17 protein-coding genes and 1 tRNA gene are annotated in these 23015 nt (G+C 53.5%); 7 read left to right on the forward strand and 11 right to left on the reverse strand.

Annotated features, from left to right (window positions below; genetic code table 11):
* On the reverse strand, nucleotides 1–1191 hold a 1191-nt coding region (locus IE065_RS01665; protein WP_189511198.1), incomplete at its 3' end, for a hypothetical protein.
* 135 nt (nucleotides 1192–1326) lie between these two features.
* The gene (locus IE065_RS01670) at nucleotides 1327–2490 is read right to left on the reverse strand and encodes a Gfo/Idh/MocA family protein (protein WP_189511200.1); all 1164 of its coding nucleotides are present in this window, start codon (nucleotides 2488–2490) and stop codon (nucleotides 1327–1329) included.
* Between the two features lie 445 nt (nucleotides 2491–2935).
* On the opposite strand from IE065_RS01670, the gene IE065_RS01675 reads away from it, so the two are divergent.
* The 3 genes from IE065_RS01675 to IE065_RS01685 are packed head-to-tail and all read left to right on the forward strand — an operon-like array spanning nucleotide 2936 to nucleotide 4599.
* Nucleotides 2936–3340 carry a hypothetical protein gene (locus tag IE065_RS01675; protein ID WP_189511202.1) on the forward strand — a complete coding sequence of 135 codons (405 nt, stop codon included), beginning with the start codon at nucleotides 2936–2938 and terminating at the stop codon, nucleotides 3338–3340.
* Nucleotides 3310–4413, forward strand: coding sequence for a hypothetical protein (locus tag IE065_RS01680; RefSeq protein WP_189511204.1), 1104 nt, complete (start codon nucleotides 3310–3312; stop codon nucleotides 4411–4413). Before IE065_RS01675 ends, IE065_RS01680 begins: the two co-directional genes overlap by 31 nt.
* Before the next feature lie 12 nt (nucleotides 4414–4425).
* A complete protein-coding gene (locus IE065_RS01685; RefSeq protein ID WP_189511206.1) occupies nucleotides 4426–4599 on the forward strand; it encodes a hypothetical protein in 174 nt (57 codons plus the stop codon).
* A gap of 62 nt (nucleotides 4600–4661) precedes the next feature.
* On the opposite strand, the gene recD2 is transcribed toward IE065_RS01685, so the two are convergent.
* From recD2 to malQ, 4 genes are all read right to left on the reverse strand, one after another.
* Nucleotides 4662–6863, reverse strand: coding sequence for an SF1B family DNA helicase RecD2 (gene recD2, locus IE065_RS01690; protein ID WP_189511209.1), 2202 nt, complete (start codon nucleotides 6861–6863; stop codon nucleotides 4662–4664).
* A 143-nt stretch (nucleotides 6864–7006) separates the two neighbouring features.
* Nucleotides 7007–8944 (reverse strand): 1-deoxy-D-xylulose-5-phosphate synthase, encoded by a 1938-nt coding sequence (gene dxs / locus IE065_RS01695; RefSeq protein ID WP_189511211.1) that lies wholly within the window; start codon nucleotides 8942–8944, stop codon nucleotides 7007–7009.
* 24 nt (nucleotides 8945–8968) lie between these two features.
* Nucleotides 8969–9220, reverse strand: a complete 252-nt coding sequence (gene xseB / locus IE065_RS01700) for an exodeoxyribonuclease VII small subunit (RefSeq protein WP_189511213.1) — start codon at nucleotides 9218–9220, stop codon at nucleotides 8969–8971.
* A gap of 81 nt (nucleotides 9221–9301) precedes the next feature.
* Nucleotides 9302–10834, reverse strand: coding sequence for a 4-alpha-glucanotransferase (gene malQ / locus IE065_RS01705; RefSeq protein ID WP_189511216.1), 1533 nt, complete (start codon nucleotides 10832–10834; stop codon nucleotides 9302–9304).
* 134 nt (nucleotides 10835–10968) lie between these two features.
* Here malQ and IE065_RS01710 point away from each other — a divergent pair, with 134 nt between their 5' ends.
* Together IE065_RS01710 and IE065_RS01715 are read left to right on the forward strand one after the other, a co-directional pair.
* Entirely contained in the window at nucleotides 10969–11550 is a 582-nt protein-coding gene (locus tag IE065_RS01710; RefSeq protein WP_189511218.1) for a hypothetical protein, read from the forward strand.
* Between the two features lie 43 nt (nucleotides 11551–11593).
* A tRNA-Val gene (locus tag IE065_RS01715) sits at nucleotides 11594–11670 on the forward strand.
* Nucleotides 11671–11718: 48 nt separating this feature from the next.
* On the opposite strand, the gene IE065_RS01720 is transcribed toward IE065_RS01715, so the two are convergent.
* The 3 genes from IE065_RS01720 to IE065_RS01730 all read right to left on the reverse strand — a co-directional run bounded on the left by IE065_RS01720 (nucleotide 11719) and on the right by IE065_RS01730 (nucleotide 17433).
* Nucleotides 11719–12768, reverse strand: a complete 1050-nt coding sequence (locus IE065_RS01720; RefSeq protein ID WP_189511220.1) for a peptidase M42 — start codon at nucleotides 12766–12768, stop codon at nucleotides 11719–11721.
* 76 nt (nucleotides 12769–12844) lie between these two features.
* Nucleotides 12845–15502 (reverse strand): hypothetical protein, encoded by a 2658-nt coding sequence (locus tag IE065_RS01725; RefSeq protein ID WP_189511223.1) that lies wholly within the window; start codon nucleotides 15500–15502, stop codon nucleotides 12845–12847.
* A gap of 47 nt (nucleotides 15503–15549) precedes the next feature.
* On the reverse strand, nucleotides 15550–17433 hold the full coding sequence (locus IE065_RS01730) for an FAD-dependent oxidoreductase (RefSeq protein ID WP_189511225.1): 1884 nt from the start codon (nucleotides 17431–17433) through the stop codon (nucleotides 15550–15552).
* A gap of 97 nt (nucleotides 17434–17530) precedes the next feature.
* Here IE065_RS01730 and IE065_RS01735 point away from each other — a divergent pair, with 97 nt between their 5' ends.
* A complete protein-coding gene (locus IE065_RS01735; protein ID WP_200163359.1) occupies nucleotides 17531–18403 on the forward strand; it encodes a ribokinase in 873 nt (290 codons plus the stop codon).
* A gap of 53 nt (nucleotides 18404–18456) precedes the next feature.
* On the opposite strand, the gene IE065_RS01740 is transcribed toward IE065_RS01735, so the two are convergent.
* Complete coding sequence (locus IE065_RS01740) at nucleotides 18457–19602, reverse strand: sigma-70 family RNA polymerase sigma factor (protein WP_189511227.1); 1146 nt, start codon at nucleotides 19600–19602, stop codon at nucleotides 18457–18459.
* Nucleotides 19603–19835: 233 nt separating this feature from the next.
* On the opposite strand from IE065_RS01740, the gene IE065_RS01745 reads away from it, so the two are divergent.
* A complete protein-coding gene (locus IE065_RS01745) occupies nucleotides 19836–20519 on the forward strand; it encodes an exopolysaccharide biosynthesis protein (RefSeq protein ID WP_189511229.1) in 684 nt (227 codons plus the stop codon).
* A gap of 4 nt (nucleotides 20520–20523) precedes the next feature.
* Here IE065_RS01745 and IE065_RS01750 read toward each other — a convergent pair whose 3' ends face one another.
* A complete protein-coding gene (locus IE065_RS01750; protein ID WP_189511231.1) occupies nucleotides 20524–22920 on the reverse strand; it encodes a copper-transporting P-type ATPase in 2397 nt (798 codons plus the stop codon).
* Nucleotides 22921–23015 lie beyond the last annotated feature (95 nt).

Genomic DNA, 23015 nt, shown 5'->3' on the forward strand with positions numbered 1-23015 from the left:
ATTGCTGGACCGAGTGTTTTTTGGGGCAACATTGGCCAGCGGGAGGCTGCTGCTGTGGGAGGGGGGGGGGGGGAGGGTTTGCTGGAAAGAGATATTGGCTTGGCGGGCGAGCATTTCCTGCTGGTTGCGCATATTGCCGAGTTCGGCGAGGGCGGAGGCTAATTCATCGCGCAGTTCGGTATTGGTCTTGGCTAGGACGGCGTTGTCTTTTGCCAGAAACTCTTGGCGCACAGTCATTTGCGCAACAGAGGCGGCGGAGAACTCCCGTGCTTCTTGTGAATCTTCCAGTTTCTCAAGCAGGGCAGCGTTGGCCTTTTCCATAACTTGGATGGCTTCGCCGGAGCGCAGTTGCTCGGCTTGTTTGGCCAATTCGGCGTTGTGGGCTTCGAGTGCGGCGATCTTCTCATCGCGGGCCTTGAGCTTCTGGTCCTGCAATCCGAGGCGGGTCTGCAAATCGGCGATCAGCTTTTCCTTGGCGGTCAGTTTTTCATCGAGCTCACGGATTTGCTCTTCGAGCTGCTGAAAGTCCTGCTGCGGGGTGACGTCGCGCTCCAGATTGGCAAAGAGGGTAATGGGGCCAGTGGCCTTGGCTTCTTCACCTGTCTCGGGGTTAATGAAGAGAAGCTCGAAGCTGGCTTCTTTATAAGCGGGGGCGGTGTAAAATGGGTCGGTGGAGTCAACCATTTCGCCATCATCGTCAAACAATGTAATGACTAAATTTTGAATCCTGAACCCGCTTTTTAGCGCCTCACCTTGCATCTGAGTGCTAAAGTAAATCACGTCGTCCTTATTCTTGGCTTCTCCATTTGTGATTAGAACGTAGTTTAAAAGCGGGGTATGCCCATCGGTTAGGAAACCTTCATAAGAAATCACGTAATTACGATCCAAGGTGAACTCTGCCTTGGTGATCGCTATCTTGGTTGGGAGGGACACGGTCGATGAGTATTTTCCAAAATTATTCGGATCTGAGTTAAGTTTTGATAATTCGCCCAGCTCCATCGTCCCGGCCAGCACTCTGGGCGGGCCAATCTCATCGCGGAGCACGGGGTCGACATGATCAATCTCGCCCTCGAAAACGAACGCAGGCGTCGTGTTGACATTCGCCGACGCAGCGGTCCCGGCCTGCTGTGCGCGCAGAATGGGCGCAAGCAGGCTCAGGCAGAGCAGACAAACGATGATTTGGGGACGCATATTGATTAGAGACAGGTAGGATAAGAAAGGGTTCTCTCACGAAGACACAGAGGCGAAGATATCATTCAAAATTGTTTTTTGGATGAAAAACGCTCTGCCTTGGTGTCTCCGTGCGAAAATCCTCGTTGTATTCGATTAGAGCTTCGGGAACTTGGTCCACTTCTTGGCCTTGGCGCTTTTGACGCAGGTTTCGATGAAGGCCATGCCGTAAACGCCGTCATCGACGTTCGGAAAGTCGTAGCCTTTTTTGCGTGGATACTTGCCCTGAATCTCGTCGGCAATGGCTTCGGCGGCGTTCGTGTAGGTGTTGGCAAAGGCTTCGAGGAAGGCTTCGGGATGGCCGGGCGGGATGCGGCACGCGGCCTGGGCGACGGGGGTTAGATATCCCTGTCCGCGCTTGAGCGTTTCGCGTGGCTTGTCTGGGTACTTGACGACCAGATCGGTTGGGTTTTCCTGATGCCATTCCAGCGAGGCTTTGGAACCATAAACGCGGATGCTGAGGTTGTTTTCCTCGCCGCTGGAAATCTGGGACGCATAGACGATGCCCTTGGCACCGCCCTTGTAGCGGACAAGCATGTTGCCGTCGTCTTCGAGTGTGCGGCCTGGCACAAAGGAGGTGAACTCGGCGCAAATCTCATCAATTTCGAGGTCGGTAATGTAACGGGCCAAGTTTTCAGCATGCGTGCCAATGTCGCCCACGCAGCAGCTGGCCCCAGCGCGCTTGGGGTCAGTGCGCCAAGCGGCTTGCTTCTGGTCGTCGGCTTCAAGGGCTGACAGCAGCCAGTCCTGCGGATACTCAGCAACGATCTTCAGGATGTTGCCGAGCTTGCCTTTTTTCACCCACTCGCGGGCTTCCTTGACCATTGGGTAGCCGGTGTAGTTGTGGGTCAGGGCAAAGACTTTGCCGGACTTTTCGACGATTTTTTTGAGCGCCTTGGCCTCCTTGAGGTCGAAGGTCATGGGCTTGTCGCAGATCACGTTGAAACCGGCTTCGAGGAAGCACTTGGAGACCGGGAAATGCAGGAAATTCGGCGTGACAATGGAGACGAAATCAAGCCGCTGGTCTTCGGGCAGTGCGGCTTCGGCCTTGGCCATTTCCTCGTAGGAGGAGTAGGTGCGTTCTGGGGCTATAAAAAGATCCAGCCCGGAGAGGCGGGAGCGGCCGGGGTCGCTGGAGAAGCAGCCGGCGACGAGCTCGATCTGCCCGTCTAGGTTCGCAGCCATACGGTGCACCGCGCCAATAAAGGCGTCGCGGCCACCACCAATCATTCCATAGCGGAGTTTTCGTTTCAGTTTCATGATAAAATGTTTTTCTGGATTTCAGTTCTAAGATTAATTATTCGAGATGGGCGTTTGCGCCCGAGTTTTAACATCACACCAGCGTGGGAGGGGGACAGTGAATGCTTGAAAAAGCGAAACAATGCAGACCCACATCGTGCAAGTCAATGCGCTGCTTTGGGGTGGGGTGCAGCGCCTCATTGAACTGGAGAGAGCGGGGAGTCGTGGGGAAATCGGGGCTATTCTATTTATATGAACGTAAGTATATGTTTGGGTGCGGGTTTGTCGAGTGATTTGTTTGTCGTTTTAAGAAATTTCGTTTCTTCGGCATCTCATGATGCGTGGATTAAGTCTTACTTTGCTGACCGAGTCATTGGATTGTTTCCAGGATGCGCGTTTCATCTGCATATAACTAATTAAAATAGTAGGAAATGTTCTTGATTATGCTTTACTGTATCTTTAATTCATGATAAGTAATCCTGATTCGGTTGATTTACATATGTTTTTTGTACTTAAGATTTATTTTTTTGTGTTTTTGAGTTTATTCACGGTTGGGTGTCACATGCACACGTCTGAGTATGCAGACGGGGCTAGGGTAGAGCACTATTTTGGCTACACGAGCGTGAGTTATCCTGCTACGGAGTCCAATGATGATCGTTTGGAAGTTAAGGATGTTGAAAATTTTGGTATCGCTCTGACGGATGGCATTCAGTTCGGGTATTCGAAGCAGAAAACCGTGCTATTGCCGTCGGATAACGCATTTTATGTAGAGAATTTGTCTGATCAACAAATTGATATTTTTGCATCAATAATAAGAGAAACTGAAACAAAAAATACGCTATGGCTACTGGAGAAAGAAACAAATCAATGAAGGCATTACTCCCAATGACTCTTGCATTACTGCTGGTTGGGGGATGCGTTCCCCAGCATAAGGATGCGATTGTTTTTGCTACAAACACAGTGGTCGGTGTAAAGGTGGGCACTAATTCGCAGCAGATTCCTGAAATCCAAGTGGGTTACACCAGACAAGAAGGTGCCTTTGTTCCACTCTATGTTAATGATGAGACATCAAAAGAGCTGGTTGCCGGTCAATTGAAGGATGATGTCGGTAAGGATTGGAGCAAAGAGCAGCAGTATTTGGGGCTCGCCTTAGTGGATCTTCAAGATGCGAAAAATATTTTTGAAGACCCGAATCAAAAGGGAGCTGTAAGCCAATTATTAGCGAACAGTAAGAACTATGTGGCTAATTTTAAAGCGAAGCCGATAACCAATGAGACAATTATTCAGTATATTGACGGTGCTATTACTGGAATCAATAACAGTGACACTCCGGCTGCCGGGTTGAATATCGAGAAGGCAATTCGCCTTATACAAGTGGAGCTTGATCTTCCTATTGCTATCATTGCATTCAATCCCGAAGCAAAATATACAGGCACGGTTAGTGAAAAAAATCGAACAGATGCATATTCTGTATTAGGAACGTTTTCTGGCGATATGAATGCAAAGTCTAAAACCAGCTTTAAGGCCAATAACAATCGAGGTCCTAATGCGCCATCCTTCGGAACCGATGCTAGTGGCGAAACTGGTGTAAGCGGTGGGATTGCCCAGTATTTTGCGACTGGTATTGCCGCTCAAATAATGGCTGAGAAGGGCGGGGCTGCGTTGGTTAATAGTGGAAGTGAACCAGCTGCTGAGTCGGCTTCAAATGCAGAGGTGATTGATGCGTTTACTAAAAGTATTGATCGGGCAAAATTAGAGGCTAAAATCCAAAATCGCTTTAAGGCGCTGACGACGAATGTTGATCAGCAAAAATTTTGCAGTGCATTTAATGCAAAGTATGGTACTAGTATTACCGATGGGACTTCACTTAAAAACGCGCTGGCAACCCTCACTCCAGAACAAATTGTTGAGGCAGATAAACTAACCGGAAATATCAACTATTAATAAATAAATGCTATGAGAATAGAAGTTATTAAAGAAGCTACATTTGATCTAATTGCGGATGATGATGAGGTAATGAACAAATTCCGTGATTTTATTAAAAGTTGGAAAGAAGCAAATTGGAAAGTTGTGATGATTAAAGAGATAAAAGACGATGGAAAACCTGCGTTGGAGTTCACAATGGAGTAGTCTATTATAAATGTATTCGCTGGACGATTTCTTATCTTCTTAGATTGTTGTGGTAATTGTTGTCATATGAATACATCGCCAAGGCGGGTGCCGAGGCCGGTGAGGCGGCGGAGGGAGTCGACGTTGCGAACAGCCATCGCGTAGGCGGCGGGGTCGCCAACGAGGAAGACTTTTTTGCGGCCGCGCGTGATCGCCGTGTAGAGCAAGTTGCGTTGGAGCATCACGAAGTGCTGCTTGAGCAGCGGTATCACTACGATGGGGAACTCGCTGCCTTGGCTCTTGTGAATCGTTATGGCGTAGGCGAGGGAGAGGTCGAGTAGTTCCGGGCGCTCGTAATCGATCGGGTCGCCGTCGAAGCGAACGGCCACTGTGCCAGCTTCAGCGTTGACCGCGCTGACGCGGCCTAAGTCGCCATTGAAAACGCCTTTTTCGTAGTTGTTACGGGTCTGAATGACTTTGTCACCGATGCGGAATTTGTTCTGCCCATAGGTGATGCCGCGGCTTTGCGCATTGAGGACTTCGGGTAGGGTTTCGTTGAGGCGCATGACGCCGCCCGCACCCTTGTGCATAGGCGCGAGAACTTGGATGTCCATGAACGGATCCGCCCATTTAAACCAGCGAGGCAGGTGTTCGTGGACGAGCGAAGTGAGCAGCTTGAGGGCGTCTTCGGGGTCTTCGGCAGCGAGGAAGTGCAGATCCTGTGCAGGATCGACATCTTGGATTTGATTGACGACGAAGGGGGCTTGAGCGCGGTTGTTGAGGATCGCGTGGGCGGTTGCAACGATGGCCGAGCGTGAGCCTTGGCGGAAAATTTTCTCCAGCCGCGTGACGGACATTTGCGGGCGGGGCTTTTCCTCGATAAAGGAAATGATGTCGCTGAGCACGGCACCGGCACCGACTGAGGGCAGCTGATAGATATCGCCAACCAGCAGTAGGTGCGCTGAGTCGGGTAGGGCGCGCAGCAGCGAGGAGGCGAGGCGGGAATCAAGCATCGAACTTTCGTCGACGATCATGAACTCCGTCTTGAGTCGGTTGTCATCGGTGTGAAGGAAGCCGCCAGCTTGGGCGTCAAACTTGAGCAAACGGTGGATGGTCTGCGCGTAGGCTCCCGTGCTTTCGGCCATGCGCTGGGCGGCGCGTCCCGTCGGTGCGGCCAAAGTCAGGCGGACTTTTTTGGCCTTCAAAATATCCACCAGAGCACGGAGGATGGTTGTCTTACCCGTGCCGGGGCCGCCAGTGAGGATGCTTACTTTGCAACGCAAGGCATGGCGCACGGCGTCGGCCTGCTCGGGGGCGAAATTGAAGCCTGCGCGTTCCTGTGCCCATTCCACGGCCTTGTCGATCTTGATGTCGGGCAGGGCGCTTTGAGCTTTGGCTAGGTCGGCGATAGCTTGGGCGATGGAGACTTCGGCTCGGCGCAATGCGGGGAGCTGGATGAAGGCTTCGCCATCGGCTCCGGCTTGCTGGACCAAATGCGAGCCCTCGACCAGAGCGTTTACGCGGGGTGAAACGAGGTCTTCCACTACGTCGAGCAGTACCGCGGATTTTTTCACCAGGTCTGAAATCGGGTAGCCCGTGTGGCCATCGACTTCGAGCTCTTGGAGGGCGAACAGCAGCCCGGCGTCGATACGCTGCGCGCTTTCGTTGGAGTAGCCAAGGTTGACCGCGATTTTATCCGCTGTCTTAAAGCCGATGCCGGGCACCTCGCGCGCAACGCGGTAGGGATCGTTTTGCAGGATGGTCTTGGCGGCGTTGCCGTATTGGCGGATGAGGCGCAGGCAAAGATTGGTGCCAACGCCATAGGTTTGCAGGAAGGTCATCACGTCGCGCAGGGCGTGTTGCTCGTCCCAAGCCTTTTTGATTTCTTTGGCTCGTTTTGGGCCAACGCCGGGGATTTCGCGCAGACGGCCGGATTCCTCAGAAATGACGCGAAGAGTGTCCTCGCCAAACTTGGCGACGATTTTCTTGGCGAACTTAGGGCCGACTTTGGGGATTTGGCCGCTGCCCAGATATTTCTCGATTCCGTAGACTGAGGCGGGAAGTTGCGAGGTGAATTCTTTGACCTTAAACTGCTTCCCGTGCATCGCGTGGTTGGACCACTCGCCGGAGAGCTTGAGGGTCTCGCCGCACTGCACGCCTGGCAAGTTGCCCAAAACGGTGATCGGCCCTCGATGTCCGTCCGTCTTCAGCTCGCCAATCGTATAATGGTTTTCCTCGTTGTGGAAAACAATGCGGTCAAGCACGCCTTGGAGAACATCTGGCATGCAGAAGAGGTAAAAGGTTAAAGGTTAAAGATTAAAGTCGAAACGTTGGAAAAGCGTCCAAGGGACTTATAAAAAGAAAAGGTCGCCATTTTGGCGACCCTTCTTTAAACTTTTAACTTTAATCTACGGCCTTAGGCCGGGCCTTATTTTCCGCTGGGGAAGCGGATAGCGTCGGCGGTGACTGATTCTTGCGGGATTGCGCGGAATCGGTTGAGGATGTCGTCCTCCATTTGCTGAGGGGACATGCCGTTGTCGCCGCGAAGTTCTTCGACTGTGTTGCCGTGGGTGACAAATTTGTCCGGCCAGCCAATGCGCACCACTGGGGTGTCAAGGCCAGCATCCTGAAGTTCTTCGAGGACCGCGCTGCCGAAACCGCCCTTGAGGACGTTTTCTTCGATCGTAGCGATCAGGCGGCAGCTCTTAGCATGCTCCAAAAGTAGCTCGGTGTCGATTGGCTTGGCGAAACGAGCGTTGACCACACCAACGTGCAGGCCTTGCTCAGCGGAAATCTTGCTGGCGAGCTTGAGGGCATCGTTAACCATCGGGCCGAGAGCCCAGATCATGACGTCGTCGCCTTCTCGGAGCAGTTCAGCCTTACCGATTTCGATCGCTTCCGGCTCGTCCTTCATCTTGACGCCGACGCCGTTTCCACGTGGGTAGCGAATGAAGGTCGCACCCTTGTGGTCGATGCCGGTCTTCATCATGTCGACCAGTTCGTCTTCATCCTTGGGAGCCATGATGATGGCACGGGGGACGCAGCGCAGGTAGGAAATGTCGAACAGGCCGTGGTGTGTTGGGCCGTCATTCGGTGACAGGCCAGCGCGGTCCATGCAGAACATTACATCGAGGTCTTGGAGGCAGACGTCGTGGATGATGCAGTCGTAAGCGCGCTGGAGGAAGGTTGAGTAGATCGCGACAACCGGCTTGATGTCACTGGTAGCGAGACCAGCGGCAAACAGGACGGCGTGTTCCTCGGCGATACCAACGTCGAAATATTGTCCTGGAAGCTCGTCGTGGAGATGCTTCATGCCAGTGCCTGATGGCATGGCACCAGTGATGCCGACAATGCGCTTGTCCTTCTTGGCGAAGTCTACCAATGCGCGTCCAAAGACATCCTGATAAACGGGTGGTTTACCGGGCTTGGAGGGCTTGGATTGGCCAGTTTCGGGGCAGAAAGGGCTGGTGCCGTGAAATTTCTCAGGATTGTTCAGGGCGGCTTCGAAGCCTTTACCCTTGGTCGTGAGGACGTGCAGGATGACTGGTTCTTCGCACTTCTTGGCAAAGGTCATGTACTGGTCGAGCAGCTCTTGATCGTGTCCGTCAATCGGGCCGATGTAGCGCAGGCCATATTTTTCAAAGAGTGAGGATTCCTGATCACTGAAGAAGTCCTTGGTTTCAGCCTTAACCTTTTTGCCAAATTTGCGGATCGCATTGCCGCCGGGAACGGACTCCAGGAAGCTCTCTAGATCGTTATGGAGGCGGTTGTAAACTGGATTGGTGATCAGTTCGTTGAGATAGCCGGGGATCGCGCCAACATTGGGAGCGATGGACCACTTGTTGTCATTAAGGATGACGATCAGGCGTTTGGTGGAAGCTTTGATGTTGTTCAGAGCCTCCATTGTAATCCCGCAGGTCAGGGCGGCGTCACCAATGACGGCGACGACGTGTTCGTCAGAGCCCTTCAAATCACGAGCGGTCGCCATACCCAGAGCGGCAGAAAGCGCGGTGCCAGCATGGCCAGCGCCATAACAGTCATGCTCGCTCTCATCACGGGTCAAGAACCCTGAAAGGCCTCCCGTAGAGCGAATTTTCTTGAACTTGTCGCCGTAGCGGCCGGTGAGCAGCTTGTGCACGTAGCCCTGATGCGCGACGTCGAAAACAAATCGATCTTTCGGGGTGGAAAAGTGCCGATGCAGTGCGATGGAGAGCTCCACGACACCTAGGTTCGGTCCAATATGGCCGCCATTATCGGAAGTCACCTGGATAATTTCCTGGCGAATTTCGTTGGCCAAAATTGGCAATTGTTCCGGGCTGAGCGCCTTGACGTCATCCGGGCCCTTGATGCGAGGGAGTAATTCCATGTTAAGCAGTCACCATATGCGGCTTCAGGGTTTAGAAGCGTCCGTAGGAATATCCTTCGGCTCGGCTTCGCCTTCCATCCGCAATTGTTCGATTTTCAGTTCAGCGTTAGTTAGTTTGCGATTACAAAGTTTAAAAAGGTTACTACCTTCTTCGTATTTTTCAACGAGTTGGGCAAGGGCAATATCTCCACTTTCGAGGGAGTCGACAAGAACCTCAAGCCGCTCTAAAGCATGCTCGAATGAAAGTTCTTCATCGTTGTCACCGTTTTGACCCATAAATGTATCCTCAACGGATAGCAAAAGACGTGCCGAATGAAAGCGCTGATTTCAAGCGTAAAATTGTCTGACGATTTTCCATTAGTCGCGGCATCGACCAAAAATATGGCCTAAATCCTTCAGGTAACCGGCTACTTCACGGTTGAGGAAATCGAGATTTTCTGGCTGATAACGCCATTGCCAATTGCCTTGAGCAGTGCCTGGGGCATTCATCCGTGCGTCACTACCCAGATTCAGGAGGTCTTGTAGCGTGATGACCGATAATTTTGCGGGCGAGCGGAAGCAGGCCCGAATAAAATCCCACTGAGGGGCCTCATCGCCCACACTCAAATAGCGTCGCACGTGCTCGCGAACATGGTCTCCCTCGGTCCAATACCAGCCGAGGGTGGTGTCGTTGTCGTGGGTGCCGGCGTAGGCGACGCTATTTTGCTCGTGATTGTGCGGCAGATAGTCGTTTTCGGCGTTTCCGCCGAATGCGAACTGGAGGATGACCATGCCAGGTAGGCCAGTTTTGACGCGAAGCTCGTGGACACCTGGTGAGAGGTCTCCCAAATCTTCGGCTATCAAATGCGCGTCAGGGATGGCCTTTTTAATCGTCTCGAAGAAATCGATCCCTGGGCCAGGCTTCCATTCTCCGCTGGTGGCGTCCTTGGCGTTTGCAGGGATGGCCCAGTAGTCGTGGAAAGCGCGGAAATGATCGATGCGCACCACATCATAAAGGGCGAAATTGGCCTTTAGGCGGTCGATCCACCAATCATATTGGCGGGCTTTTAGGGCATCCCAGTCAAATAGGGGATTACCCCATAGTTGGCCGAGCGGCGAAAAATAATCTGGTGGGACTCCAGCGACGGCCTTGGGTTTGCCATCCTTGGTCATCTGAAAGATTTCGAGCTGGGACCAGGCGTCTGCGCTGTCCAGAGCAACGAAAATGGGGACATCGCCAATAATGCCCACGCCTTTTTGATTGGCATAGTTCCGGAGTTGGGTCCATTGGCCGAAGAAGAGGTACTGGTAGAATTTTTCCGCCGCAATGTCGGTCGCTAGAGCTTTGGGCAAATCCGATTTCGACCACTCATCGAAGGAGCGGTATTTCTTGGGCCACTGGAACCATGCTTTGCCCTTGAAATGGGCTTTGGTCGCTCGATAGGCCGCATAAGCGTCCAACCAATGTGATTGTTTTTTGAGGAAGGCCTTGTAGTTGCCGTAGCCATCGAGGCTGGGTTCACCGTCTTTGGCGAAGCGTTTCGCGGCTTTGGCCATGAGTGGCCAGAAGGTTTCGTAAAGGGCACCGTAATCTACGTGGTCGTTGGGTAAATCGCGTAGGGGGGCGATTTCTTCCTCTTTTAATAAGCCAAAGCCGACGACGGGGTCTAGGTCAATCAGGTAAGGGTTACCAGCGAATGCAGAAAAACACTGATAGGGAGAATCGCCAAACCCGGTGGGGCCGAGTGGGCAAATCTGCCAGTAAGCAAAGCCTGCGTTGGCCAAAAAATCGACAAACTGGTAGGCTGTGCGGCCCAAGTTGCCAATGCCATGGCAGGAGGGGAGGGAAGTTGGGTGTAACAGTACGCCTGATGAGCGCTTATCGAGCCAATTGAAGAGTGGACTGGGCATAATTAGAGTTCGTGGTGGCGAAGCCTTTTATAACAATCCTGAGAGGGCCGTTTCTTCAAGCCGGAAATAGTGCGCGCGCTATTTATACTTTACGCAAGGAACTTTTTCGGGAGAATGTGGTTAATAAATTATTGATGATTGCTCCTCGAATTTTCAGCTCACGAGTGCTTATACTCGCCCCATTGATCGCCTTGGCTCCGAGCTTGTCGCATGCTGCCTTGGATGAGGCGCGTGAGAGTTTGCTGCGAAATTCACCCTTCGTCCAGTGGCAACCGCCACGTCAAGAGATCAAGGCACCGCCAGCTGTTGCGCCAGTTGGTAATTTAAGCCGAGAAGTGGATTTTAAGGGCATTCTGAAAATTGAGGACGAAACCTTTATCAATCTTTTCGACAAGGTTGAAAACAGGAGCGTTCTGCTGGGGCTTAATGAAAGTAAGGATTCAGCTCGTTTTAAAGTGGTATCATACAATAGCGAAGGAGACCGCTCCATCGTTCTTCAGGCTGGTAACGGCCAGAAAGAAACCATTTACTTAGCCTCGAGTGACGGCGTGTCGATTCCAACTGCTACCGCGCAGCCAGCACGGCCCACGAGTCCGCAAACAATCGGTGTTGATCGAACGACGCCAGCGATTCTCAATCGTACTTCAAGCGAGCCCAATACAAACCGCCGTCGTCGGGTGATTCCCCGCCGCGTGAACAGTAACTCTGGCGGATAATAAGGACGAGCTTCCGGATCTGATTAACCTTTTTAAGAGGAATGGGGGAGTAGCTCAGTTGGTTAGAGCGCATGCTTCACACGCATGAGGCCCCGGGTTCGAGTCCCGGCTTTCCCACCATTGTAGGGATTAACCCAAATGCCTCTTAGAGGACTCGTTGAGTTGCGGCTACACGTAGGAACTCAATAGCCGTAGGGCAGCCTCCACAGATGCAATGGACGCCGTTTCGCTGGCCGTATGATAGCCCGTTGTGGGGATCTGCAAGGTTGTGCCATTGATCGCACCACCGGTGGCCGCCGCAAGTCGCCCCAGTTCGGTGCGTCCGAGGGACATGGGTTTGGGCCGATTTAAATTTTGCTCGTCAATCCAAGCGTCCTTAAACGTGTAAGTGATTTTCAGTCGATCGCAAAGGGAAGCGATTTCTCTGGTGAAGCCTGGGTCGAACGGATACGTCGCGTCCTTATTGCGCAGCACGAGCTCTTGCTCTGCGGCGGCTTCGGGCGTCGGATAGGGGCTAGTGTCGACGACCAGCAGCCGGGACGTTGTAATGGACTCCCGCTGGAACCACGACAGCGCATAGCGCCAACTGCGACCCGCCTCTTCCTGAGCAGTCAACAACGCGGTGCCGGTGAAGCCATTGCGGAAGAGGTGGATGATCATCGCGACACTCAAGACATTATCGAGCTGCGCGGAAAGGTGTGTGTCGGTGAGTTGGAGTCGATCCAGAAAGGAAACCGGAGCACCCGGTTGAAGATACTCCAAGCCCTTGATTTCAAAGATGAGATTATTCCGTTTGGGACAAAGGTAGCTATTGGAAATGACTCCTTGGCCCAGATACGTGCCAGTGTATGGCAGGTGGGCCTGGACCCGCTGTCCAGTGAATCGATCCGCGATGGAGGCCATCATCTGCTCGGAAACAGAATCTCCCGTCAGCTCACCACGGTTTCCCGCAATGAAGGCTGCGTATTGAAACTCATTGGGCCCGGTGCAGAGCAGGCCATGTCGGTCAATGTGCGCCGAGAGGATCAGGCTTTCCGGCTCGGTTCCCTGGGCCACCAATACGCCCAGATGACGTTCAATGCGGACATTGACCTCCTCCAGTTCACGCCGAAGCACGCGGAAAAAGGAGTCCTCGGCGCCGACGACAGAAGGTTCGCGGACAAGCTGCTGGAGTATTTCGTAGAAGCCGGATAGGTCGGCGGCCGAGTGAGTGTTCACTGATGGATTTTAATGGGTGGCATAGCAAGAAAAGTGCCATGGCAATTTGATGAATTGTCGTGATTACGATGCATTGCTATTTCTCAATCAGATAATAAACAGTGTCTGGCAACAGTTCAAAACGCTTAGCGCCAGTGAAAGAGTTCTTCTGCGGATAGCCATTAAGGTCGAGCGGCGTGACCGTCATTTCTTGGGCATCTGGACGGGCGAGAAAGGCAGTGCCGTGCGGTGACTTAAAGAGCCAAGGATCGCGCCCAAGATTAAGAATTCGCTCTAATCCGTTGCCAGCTGATTCAGTTTCATAGTCGGTGGGCTCTTCCTCGGTCATTACTTGGAAAAGCAGCTTGCGGGAGGTCTCGACCGGTTGGTCATCGAGAGACACCAGCGCGGTGTAGATGGCGTCCATATCTGATGACAGTGCGTATTGCCCCGCTACGACGGCTTGACTGCGCTTGCTTAAGTCGCCCATGATTATCTGGGCTTGTGGCGCATTAACCGCCAGCACGCCATCGCCGTAGTCCCACTGGATTTCCCCTGTGGCGCTGCGAATGATTTCCTGATCCAAATCGATATACGGGCTGAGGTCATCGACCCGGGTTTCGCCGCCATCCTCAGTCATGTCTACATGAGTTTGGCCGACGTAATGAATCAGTGAAGTAATCTGGCCTTCATCATCGAGAGGAGCTTTCAAGTCCTTGGCTCGTAGCATATCGAGGTTCGACCGGGGGGAGAGCGGGGTGCCCTTCAGCGCTAGGAGGTCGCTGATTTTTAGTTGGATATCCGCTATCCGTGGCGCAGTCTTCACCAAGCCTTTACGGTAGATCAGTGCGGCGACAGAGTATTGCCCCATTTGGGTTGGCGTCATGATCGTCCATGGATCGACGTGGTGATGTTGTTGCGTCTGCCATTCGGTGCCATGCAGCGCGAAATGCATGATGGAATCGACGTCCTGTAGAGCACCAAAAATAGCATAATAGAGCTGTGATTCGCCGCGATAGCGATTGGGCCGCGTCCATGATGTTTCCGAAATAGTGCTCGGGTAATCGCCGTACTGAATGTCCATGACCGGATGGCTGAAGGAACGCGTTTCTCCCGGTTTTTGTGGATCGAATTTGAGGGCATTGCGATTTCCTGTAACGTGGTTTGTGCGGATGGACCACGAGGCCCCCGTACCTTCGCGATAGCTGCCAAAGTAGGCACCATGCCGGTCGATGAAGTCACCTGGGTAGTAGCTTAGGTATTCCAGTGGTCCAAGGATAGCTGGGCTTGCTGTTTGCCAGTTACTTGCGGTGATGAGTCCTTTGAAACCAAGTTCGTTACGTAGGAATTCGACCTGTTCTTGATAGAAACGGCGCTGGTCTTCGTAGAGGAAAGTGATGGTGTCCTGGTCTCGCTTTGTCTTTTTCGTAAAGGTTTCGCCGATCGGACGGAAAGCGAGGCGACCTTCCTGTGGACGATCACGTTTCATGCGCAAGCCGTCCCATGCCTTGTAGGCTTCATCGAAGGAACCGTATTTTTGCTTCACCCAGTTGCCGAAAACGTTTTCGTAGATGTGCATTTGTTCCGCCGGGATATTGTCATAGTTGAATGTCCAGAACAGGTTGGAGTCTTCGTTTTGGATTTCCACGCTCATCAATGCGGGATGGTCGATGAGCTTTCGCCCGTCTGGCCCTGGGACCAGCAACAGCTCACGCCACCAATTATGATAAAGCTCTTGAAACGCCTTATTAAAAAAGAGTACGGAAAAGCTGCGTTGTTTTCCATCGTAGCCCTTCAGGAAATCCAGGCCCGGTTCTGGGCGGAACCAAAGCGGAAAATAGATCGAGAGGTGCAGGTAAATGCCGTTTTTCTCGGCCTCGTCGGCCAAGGCTTGAATGCCCTCCCGCGCAGTGGGCTTAAAGGCCCCCGTGCTTCCGTCGAATACCGCCCCATGAATACGTAGCAGGTTGACGCCACGCTTGGCCAGTAGGCGACAAGACTTCGCCAGCTCTTCGCCGCGCATGTGAATGCCTGGGCCGTTAACTGCCCAAAATCGAACAGGCTCATCGGTTTTTTCAAAGAAAAATTGGCCGTCTCGGGCGATCACTCGGCCATCTAGGCCCGAGCGTTCCTGATTGAGCCAACGCATGTCGAGTGGGCTTTCTTTAAAGGAATCTTCATTGGGTTGCCAAACGGACCAACCGGGTTTCGCCTTGGGCTTTTCGTCCGGTCGTTGCACGCCAGATGGCCGGAACGGTTCATTGGTAAATACGATGGCATCGACCATGCCGTGGTGGTGGTTTGCACTGTCAAGAGTGAGGACCAAGGTGTTGTTGCCTGTCTTAAGAGTTACTTCGCCGACTCGGATCCACGCAATGAAACGCAGGTCGATTTTATCGTCTCTCGCTACATTTAGATGCCCCGTTTGGGCGGCGTCAGGAGGGACTGTTTGGGGTGCGCCGCCGTTGATCTCATACTGAATCTTTGTTCGGGTCGCATTCGCCCGTAACCATAAAACATAGTTGCCCCCCTCTGGGGCTTCAAAGCGATAGGTGAGCTTACCGGGCTCTTTATCGTCCCAATGATGCGCCAATGCGCCGTTGGAGAGGTTATTCGTGTGTATGCTGCCGTACCACGAATGTTCGGTTACGACAGCAGGATTAGCGTCCTCTCCCTCTAGCCAAACGAAGGATGCAGGAAGAGGCGAATTTATGATTAACAAGAGGGTAAGCAGGCGGGGGAATTGCTTAGTCACAAGCAGGGATTATTGCGCCTGCAAACCACCTGTCACTGCTAAATCAATCACGCCCCCACGCGACTTTGTCCACGTGATGAGTTCTCCAAACCGTGGTCAGGCTCTTTCAGGTCATCCGGGTTCAAGCTGTTGACAACATCTGTCCATGACTGCCCATTTGGTGGGTCTTCGCTCAGTGGAATCGGCGTGGTTGACGCTTCAATACTGAATAGACGGATTGGCGAATCGCCCCACGCGCTCTTTCCTGTAAATCGGAGGCCGACGATCTCGTCTTTGACGGGTAGCACGACTAGGCGGCGCTTGTTGTCGTCCTCTTCGTGGATTGTTTCCCATCGGCCATCAGCATGCTGTGCCTCGATTTGGAAGGCGCGGACAAGCTGTTTGGGCATAGTAACCGGCTTTCGGTTATGCGGGTAAAGGACGGGCATGCGCTTGCTGTCGTTCAGATCGCTATCAAAGACCAAGCGTAGGCAATCAACCTGAGCCGGAGTCCCCAAATTGAGGGTGACGGATGCGCCTGCCGGGCCTTCCCAAGCATTGTCTACCTGATTAATAATGCGTTCGTGCCCGTTGAGCAGGATGGAGGCGTCGGCGTCATTGGATGCATTAACCGTGGCCTCAGCCATCAAAGGAAGCGCGGGCTTGGCTAGACCTGGGAGCCAGCAGTCGTCTTCCATGAGTTGACGTTGTAGTTCGTGGAGGGTGTCGCCGACGATGTCACGTGGTTCAATACCGAGCTTTGCACACAGAGACGCTGCCGTGCCGACTGCTTGCCCGAGTAGCGCGCAGGTGCCCATGACACGCGTCGAGGACAGTGCACAGTGCGTCGCGGAAATGTTCCGACCTGCACAGAGCAAGTTGGGGACATTACGGGAGTAAAGTGTGCGTAGCGGAATGCCGTAGGGGGAGGGGGCCTGGTGAAACATCGTGGGTTTGCCGGGGTAGAGAAGCCCTGCAGGGTGATGATCGTCCATGCTCCAACCGCCGTAGGCGATAATGTCCTCGAATTTGCCTTCAGCGGTGACGTCGTTTTGGGTCAAAATATGATCCCCTAGATAGCGGCGATTCTCACGTTTCCCAGGAAGTGCGCCAAGCCAACGCAAGCGCCAATTAATGAGCTTTTCGGCCTGTGGACCGCGGTTTTTCATGTAGTCCCATACGCCCCAGGCGGCCTTAACAAGGTCATCGCGGATGTTTTCTGCATTGGAAATGGTGTTGGTCAGGCCGCCCAGCTCAAGCCACCAGAAGTTATTGCCCAAGCCACTGCCAAGGCGGGAGGGGAGGGTTGAGTTTTCGTCGAAATAATTGGCCCAAGGGGGGGGGGTAAAGGGTTGCGGTTCGGGGGTCTCTTCGAGCTGGAGGAGCACCGTGTTGCCCATGGTTTTCATGTCCGCGGCACGGGGGGCCAGGGATTCGTTAAACTCTTCCTGAGCTTCGCGACCTTGGCGTGTCTCTGCGCCGGAAAGCGGGGCAAGGATGGAGTCGCCGGAGCAATCGATGAAATACTTTGCCTCAATGCGCCGCCAAGTCTGGCTGGTCATTTCCCAAGCATCGATAGAGTTGAGCCGTCCGTCCTTGAGTTGTCCGTTGTTACAGGTGCAATTCAGGAAGGTCGTCAAGCCGGGCGTCATCTTGGCAAATTCGAACAAGACGGAATCCCAGACCGAATACATGCCTTGGGGGTTGCGGTGCAGGTTGCGGAGCTGGATCTCTTCCAGCAAGCCGGTTTCCTTCATGTTTTGGCCGTGGGCACCACAAATCCACATACGGATCTCCGATGAGGCGTTACCGCCAAGAACGGGCCGATCATGAACGAGAATGACGGAGCTGCCTCGTCGGGCAGCAGATACAGCAGCGATTAGGCCGGCGACGCCGCCGCCTACTACGCATACATCAACGGAATGTTTTTCTAGGGCAAGTTTGGGATTCATTGTATAGCTACAAATTCCTAGAAAAAATTGGTTTAGTAAAGTTCAACTCCGACATTTCAATTGAACGCGTTAAGTTAAATTGCCTATCTTCTTAATCATGGTGCGTATTCTCAATTTAGGTTCGATCAACATAGACCACGTTTATGCGGTTGATCATTTCGTCCGCCCCGGTGAAACACTTGCCAGCTTGGGCTACCAGGTATTTGCGGGAGGCAAGGGCTACAACCAGTCCATCGCTTTGGCCCGTGCTGGGGCCACTGTCAGCCATCTGGGCTGCATCGGCGAGGACGGTCGCTGGCTAGTTGATCGCCTGACCAAGGATGGTGTGGGCGCTGACCTGATTGCTGAAAGTGACTCCGCCACTGGCCACGCGATTATCCAAGTTTCTAGCTCGGGGGAGAACGCCATCGTCCTGCATGCAGGCGCGAACCACGTTATCGACGAAGCAGCGCTAAAACTAGCGTTGGCGAGCTATGGCCCTGGCGATTGGCTGCTAACGCAGAACGAAACCAGTTCGGTGGCAAACGCCATGCGCCTGGCTAAGGCTAAAGGACTGCGCATCGCTTTCAATCCCGCGCCGATGACAGACGCTGTGCAGGATTTTCCGCTGGAGCTGGTCGACTGCTTCATCCTCAATGAAACAGAGGCCGAGGCGCTTTCCGGCGGTGAGACTGATCAGGCTGGCGAAGCGCTGCGGGCGCGTTATCCGCAGGCTGTTGTTGTGCTGACACTGGGGGCCAAGGGGGCATGCTATCTGGATGCTCAAGACGAGGTCCATCAGGCGGCGGAACCCGTTGAGGCGGTGGATACGACTGCGGCGGGGGACACGTTTACGGGCTTTTTTCTAGCCTCGCTGATTGCGGGGGCCAAGCCTCAAGAGGCATTGGCGTTGGGCAGTCGGGCGGCAGGAATCTGCGTTACTCGGTCTGGCGCAGCCAATTCAATTCCGTTTCGGAGCGAGCTTGCCTGATTCTTGAACGAGCTGAAATGGCGCGTGTGACCTGAGTCGTATAGCCAAACGGCTTATAGCGCGTTCATTTCCTCGTAGAGCGGGCGCAGTACGCTTTCCAGCTTTTCGAGGGCGCGTTTCTCTCGTTGGGAAACTTGCTGGTGGCTGATGCCGACTTCTTGGGCAATTTCGGAGAGGGTCCACTGTCTATTGCCTTCATTGAGGCCGAAGCGTAGGGCGAGGACTTCGCGCTGCTTGTCGGTCAGCTCGCTCATCAGGCCACGCAATGCTGTGTGCAGATCCTTGCGGGAAAGTCGTTCGTGGGGGTCTTGGGCAAATTCGTCAGCCAGTTGGCGCGGGGCCTCATCATCGGTCGCTGGTGCGTCGAGCGGAACGCCGGGGTGAAGTAATTCATGAAACTGATTGAACTCGTGGTTGGTCGGAGATGGATCGCCGGGCCGCTCGGTCTTGGCCTCGTTTTCTTCACGACGTTGGGCTTCATTACCCTCACGCAATAAGCGAGAGGCGAGATTGATTGGCACATGGACGGGGAAGCGTTCGCCCATCAGGTAATTACGGATTTGCCGAGTAATCCAAGTGCGTGCATAGCTGCCGAACGATGCGCGGGAGTCCTCCACCTTATCAATGGCATGCACAAGGCCTAGAGCTGCTTCTTGGTAGGCGTCGGGGCGTTGCCCGGGATCGAAGACCTGGCGATTGACGAGTCGGTAAAGAAGGGACTGATAGCGGCGGAAAAGAATTGTCTGTGCTTTCTTGTAGCGGCTGTGCTCAAGGCGCATGCGATACAGGAGGCGTTCCTTGAACTCGAGCCACTCACTAAAGGAGAGGGTTTCACCCATTGGCTGATCAACGCCATCGAGTGCCCAGATACGGGCAATTCGGCGTGCGTGAGCGGCGGGAAAGCGGCCTCGGTACTGGGTGATTACCCATTGGGCGAGGAGTTGCTTGTATTCAACCATGAGGCTGTCGAGCAGCGCGCGTAAGTTGATACCACGGCGAGGCAGGGGTAAGGACAGCTCTTCCAAACCGGGTTGGTAGAGGTTCTCCCACTCGGGCACATGAAGAAGGTAGTCCACCTGAATACGGTGACGTGAAATTGTCTTGCGGCAGAGCCGCTCGCTAACCTGATCGTCCTTAGTCTCGACGCGCCCGAGTCCCGTCATCAAGTAAGGGCGAACAGACCTGTCTTCGGCGCTCATGGAAATTATAAGGGGTGTGGATTTATTCGGCGAGCAGCACGTTCGCCGAGGTGGTTTTGGGTTTTGAATCAACTTCTAACTAAAGAAGGCGTTGCCTTTCTGAATTTATTATGCATCGAGAATTGTTCGCATTGCCATACTGAAATGTAGTCTCAAGTAATTAAGTAGAACATCTGAACATATCACCTCAGTAATGCTTATCACGCATTTTTCTGGAACATCCCAAATTTTATATGTCGCACGACCATCGAACAAGCTTATCTGAAGCCTTATGCCGGTTCCGCGATTTTAAGGAAAAGCGTAATTATACCTTTGAAGAAATCCTGCAAGTAGTTGATGAAAAGGGCTTTGCGATTTTGTTGATTCTTCTTAGTTTGCCTGGTGCGCTTCCCATGCCAGCTACTGGCTATAGCACTCCGTTTGGCATCGTGATCCTGTCGCTCGGGGTCCAAATGCTACGAGGTAAGGCGATGCCGTGGTTGCCAGATAAGGTTAAAAAAATGACCCTACCGCACGGTTTTTTTCAGAAAATGATCAGTGCGGCGACGAAATTTCTGGGTGTGATCGAACATTTGATCCGTCCGCGTATGCGCTGGGTCACCCAGCCGATTGGGCGTCGGGCGCTTGCCATTTTGGTCATTATAATGGCTGCGCTGATGTGTTTGCCCATTCCGGGCACGAATACGTTTCCGGCCTTTGTTATTTTTTTAGTCGGTGTTTGCCTAAGTGAAGAGGATGGTCTGCTGGCTTTCTTTGCTCTAGCGGCTGGTCTTTTAGCGATATGCGTTTACGCCGCTGCAATCTTCTTTTGCGTGAAGTTCTTCCAGGAATACGGCTGGGATGGCATTCACGAATTCCTGAGCATGATCAAGGGTTACGTGAAGGGACTGTTGGGGCTGGAGCCTTCGGCTGAGTGAGGCTTTAATTCTTAATTTTCAATCGCTTCAGCCGCAGTGCGTTGCCAATCACGGAGACCGAGCTAAGGCTCATTGCAGCGGCGGCAATCATGGGGCTGAGCAGGATACCCAGAAACGGGTAAAGAATGCCCGCTGCGACGGGGACGCCAACGCCATTGTAGACGAAGGCAAAGAATAGGTTTTGGCGGATGTTTTTCATCACGCCTTGGCTCAGCGCACGTGCTTTCACAATGCCTAGCAGGTCGCTGTGTACCAGTGTGATGCCCGCGCTCTCCATTGCGACATCGGTCCCTGCGCCCATTGCGATGCCCACGTCGGCGGCAGCGAGGGCAGGGGCGTCGTTGAGACCGTCACCGGCCATCGCGACCTTCTCCCCACTTTGCTTGAGGCGCTGGACTTCGTCATGCTTGGCGGCGGGTTTCACGCCAGCATAGTATTTGTCGATCCCGACTTCTTCTGCGACGGCCTTGGCGGTCTCTTGATTATCACCAGTCATCATGACGATTTTCAGGCCCTGCGCATGAAGCTGGCGGATGGCTTCCTTGGTCGTGGACTTAATGGGGTCCGCAATTGCGATCAGTCCAGTCAGTTGGCCATCCTTCGAGACCCAGATAACTGTGCGGGCCTGCTTGGCAAGCGTGTCGCCTTTCTGGGTTAAATCATTCTGTGGCACCTTGCCTTGGGTGACAAATTCCAAACGTCCCACACGGATCTCGGCACCATCAATTTGGCCCATAACGCCGTCGCCGGTTTCCGAATCAAAATCCGTCACTTTGGCCAGCTTGAGATCGCGCTCCTCCGCGCTACGGATAACAGCCAGCGCGAGTGGGTGTTCACTCTGTTTTTCAATACTCGCAGCCAAGCGCAGCACGGCTCCTTCGTTGGAGCCATCGATGACGGCGACATCGGTCACTTTGGGTTGGCCTTCGGTCAGCGTGCCAGTCTTGTCGATGACAAGGGTAGTGACTTTTTCGAGGGTCTCAATGGCCTCGGCGTTTTTCACCAGAATACCTTCCCGGGCGGCGCGTCCGACGCCAACCATGATCGAGATCGGAGTCGCCAATCCGAGGGCGCAGGGGCAGGCAATGATTAGCACCGCGACGGCATTCACCAGCGCGTTGGCGAACTGCGGTGGTGGCCCAAAAATCGCCCAGCAAATGAACGATAGCACTGCGATACCGATCACTGCTGGCACGAAAATGCCGGCCACACGGTCCGCTGCTGCCTGGATGGGCGCGCGGCTGCGTTGCGCCGAAGCAACTAGGCTAACGATGCCAGCCAGCAAGGTGTCGCCGCCAACCTTTTCCGCAGTCATGATGAACGAGCCGCGCTGGTTGAGTGTGCCCGCAGTGACGGCATCGCCCTGTGCTTTTTTCACCGGATCGGGTTCGCCGGTAATCATGGACTCATCAACCGCGCCGCTGCCGTCGACCACCTGGCCGTCGACTGGGACTTTGGCACCCGGTTTGACTCGAAGGCGTTGACCGACTTTAACCTCGTCGAGGCTGACTTCCTTTTCCTCGCCGCTCTCATCGATCACGATTGCGGTGTCCGGCGTCTGACTCATCAAAAGCTGGAGCGCCTCGCCAGTTTTGCCACGGGCGCGCGCTTCGAGCATTTGGCCAAGCAAGACGAGGGACACGATAACCGCTGCTGACTCAAAATACAAATGGGCCTGCCCCCCCATCTTAAACGCATCAGGTAGGATGTCTGGCGCAATGACCGCGAGGGCGCTGAAGGCAAATGCTGCGCCGACGCCAATCGTAATCAGCGAGAACATATTAAGGTTCCAACTGATGATTGATTTGTAACCGCGCACAAAAATGAAGCCGCCTGCCCAAATCAGGACTGGCAATGTAAGTGCAAACTGGAGCCAACCGTTAGCTGCCGAATGGAAAAAATCCGCTTCGCCAAGCCCCGGAATCATTGGGAGCATTGCCAGCAAGAAGACCGGGATGGAGAAGATCAGTGAGCCATAGAAATACTTCCGCATGGTGCGGTATTCGGAGTCGTCAATAGCGCCAGTTGGCTCCTTTGGCTCAAGAGCCATGCCGCAAATGGGACATTCGCCCGGTCCGACTTGCTCAACTTCCGGATGCATGGGGCAGGTGTAAACCGCGTTGGGATCGGCTGAGCCAGTTTGCTTTTTCGGGCTGTGTCCATGACAGCATGAGCTGTGATCGTGTTGGTCGTGAATAGGCTGTACGTGGCTTTCTTCTTCGTGGCAGCAGTCATTTTTATTATGTCCACAGCAGTCGCCCTCTTTTTTGTCTTTGGCGTGGTTATGCTTCTCGTGGCCTGCTTGTTCCTTGTGGCAATGCTGTTGGTGGCCGTGTTGGTGGCCGTGTTGGTGGTCATGACCATGGTCATGGTCGTGGTCTGTTTTTGGTTGGGAGCCCATTAGCCAACTAATACAATCAAAACGTCGACAAGCGCAAGTGTTGAGCAATGTGTAAAATCGCCTTGCGCTTTCTCCGCAGACATGGGAATAGTTCG

Source organism: Cerasicoccus arenae, from assembly GCF_014651635.1.
GTDB classification, from domain to species: domain Bacteria; phylum Verrucomicrobiota; class Verrucomicrobiia; order Opitutales; family Cerasicoccaceae; genus Cerasicoccus; species Cerasicoccus arenae.

Excerpts from the sequence above, each read along its gene's own strand:
- IE065_RS01685 (WP_189511206.1), top strand. The coding sequence starts at position 4,426 with ATGAGAATAGAAGTTATTAAAGAAGCTACATTTGATCTAATTGCGGAT.
- xseB (WP_189511213.1), bottom strand. The coding sequence starts at position 9,220 with ATGGGTCAAAACGGTGACAACGATGAAGAACTTTCATTCGAGCATGCT.
- IE065_RS01735 (WP_200163359.1), top strand. The coding sequence starts at position 17,531 with ATGGTGCGTATTCTCAATTTAGGTTCGATCAACATAGACCACGTTTAT.
- malQ (WP_189511216.1), bottom strand. The coding sequence starts at position 10,834 with ATGCCCAGTCCACTCTTCAATTGGCTCGATAAGCGCTCATCAGGCGTA.
- IE065_RS01670 (WP_189511200.1), bottom strand. The coding sequence starts at position 2,490 with ATGAAACTGAAACGAAAACTCCGCTATGGAATGATTGGTGGTGGCCGC.
- IE065_RS01730 (WP_189511225.1), bottom strand. The coding sequence starts at position 17,433 with ATGAATCCCAAACTTGCCCTAGAAAAACATTCCGTTGATGTATGCGTA.
- IE065_RS01710 (WP_189511218.1), top strand. The coding sequence starts at position 10,969 with ATGATTGCTCCTCGAATTTTCAGCTCACGAGTGCTTATACTCGCCCCA.
- IE065_RS01680 (WP_189511204.1), top strand. The coding sequence starts at position 3,310 with ATGGCTACTGGAGAAAGAAACAAATCAATGAAGGCATTACTCCCAATG.
- IE065_RS01750 (WP_189511231.1), bottom strand. The coding sequence starts at position 22,920 with ATGGGCTCCCAACCAAAAACAGACCACGACCATGACCATGGTCATGAC.
- IE065_RS01675 (WP_189511202.1), top strand. The coding sequence starts at position 2,936 with ATGATAAGTAATCCTGATTCGGTTGATTTACATATGTTTTTTGTACTT.
- dxs (WP_189511211.1), bottom strand. The coding sequence starts at position 8,944 with ATGGAATTACTCCCTCGCATCAAGGGCCCGGATGACGTCAAGGCGCTC.
- IE065_RS01740 (WP_189511227.1), bottom strand. The coding sequence starts at position 19,602 with ATGAGCGCCGAAGACAGGTCTGTTCGCCCTTACTTGATGACGGGACTC.
- recD2 (WP_189511209.1), bottom strand. The coding sequence starts at position 6,863 with ATGCCAGATGTTCTCCAAGGCGTGCTTGACCGCATTGTTTTCCACAAC.
- IE065_RS01745 (WP_189511229.1), top strand. The coding sequence starts at position 19,836 with ATGTCGCACGACCATCGAACAAGCTTATCTGAAGCCTTATGCCGGTTC.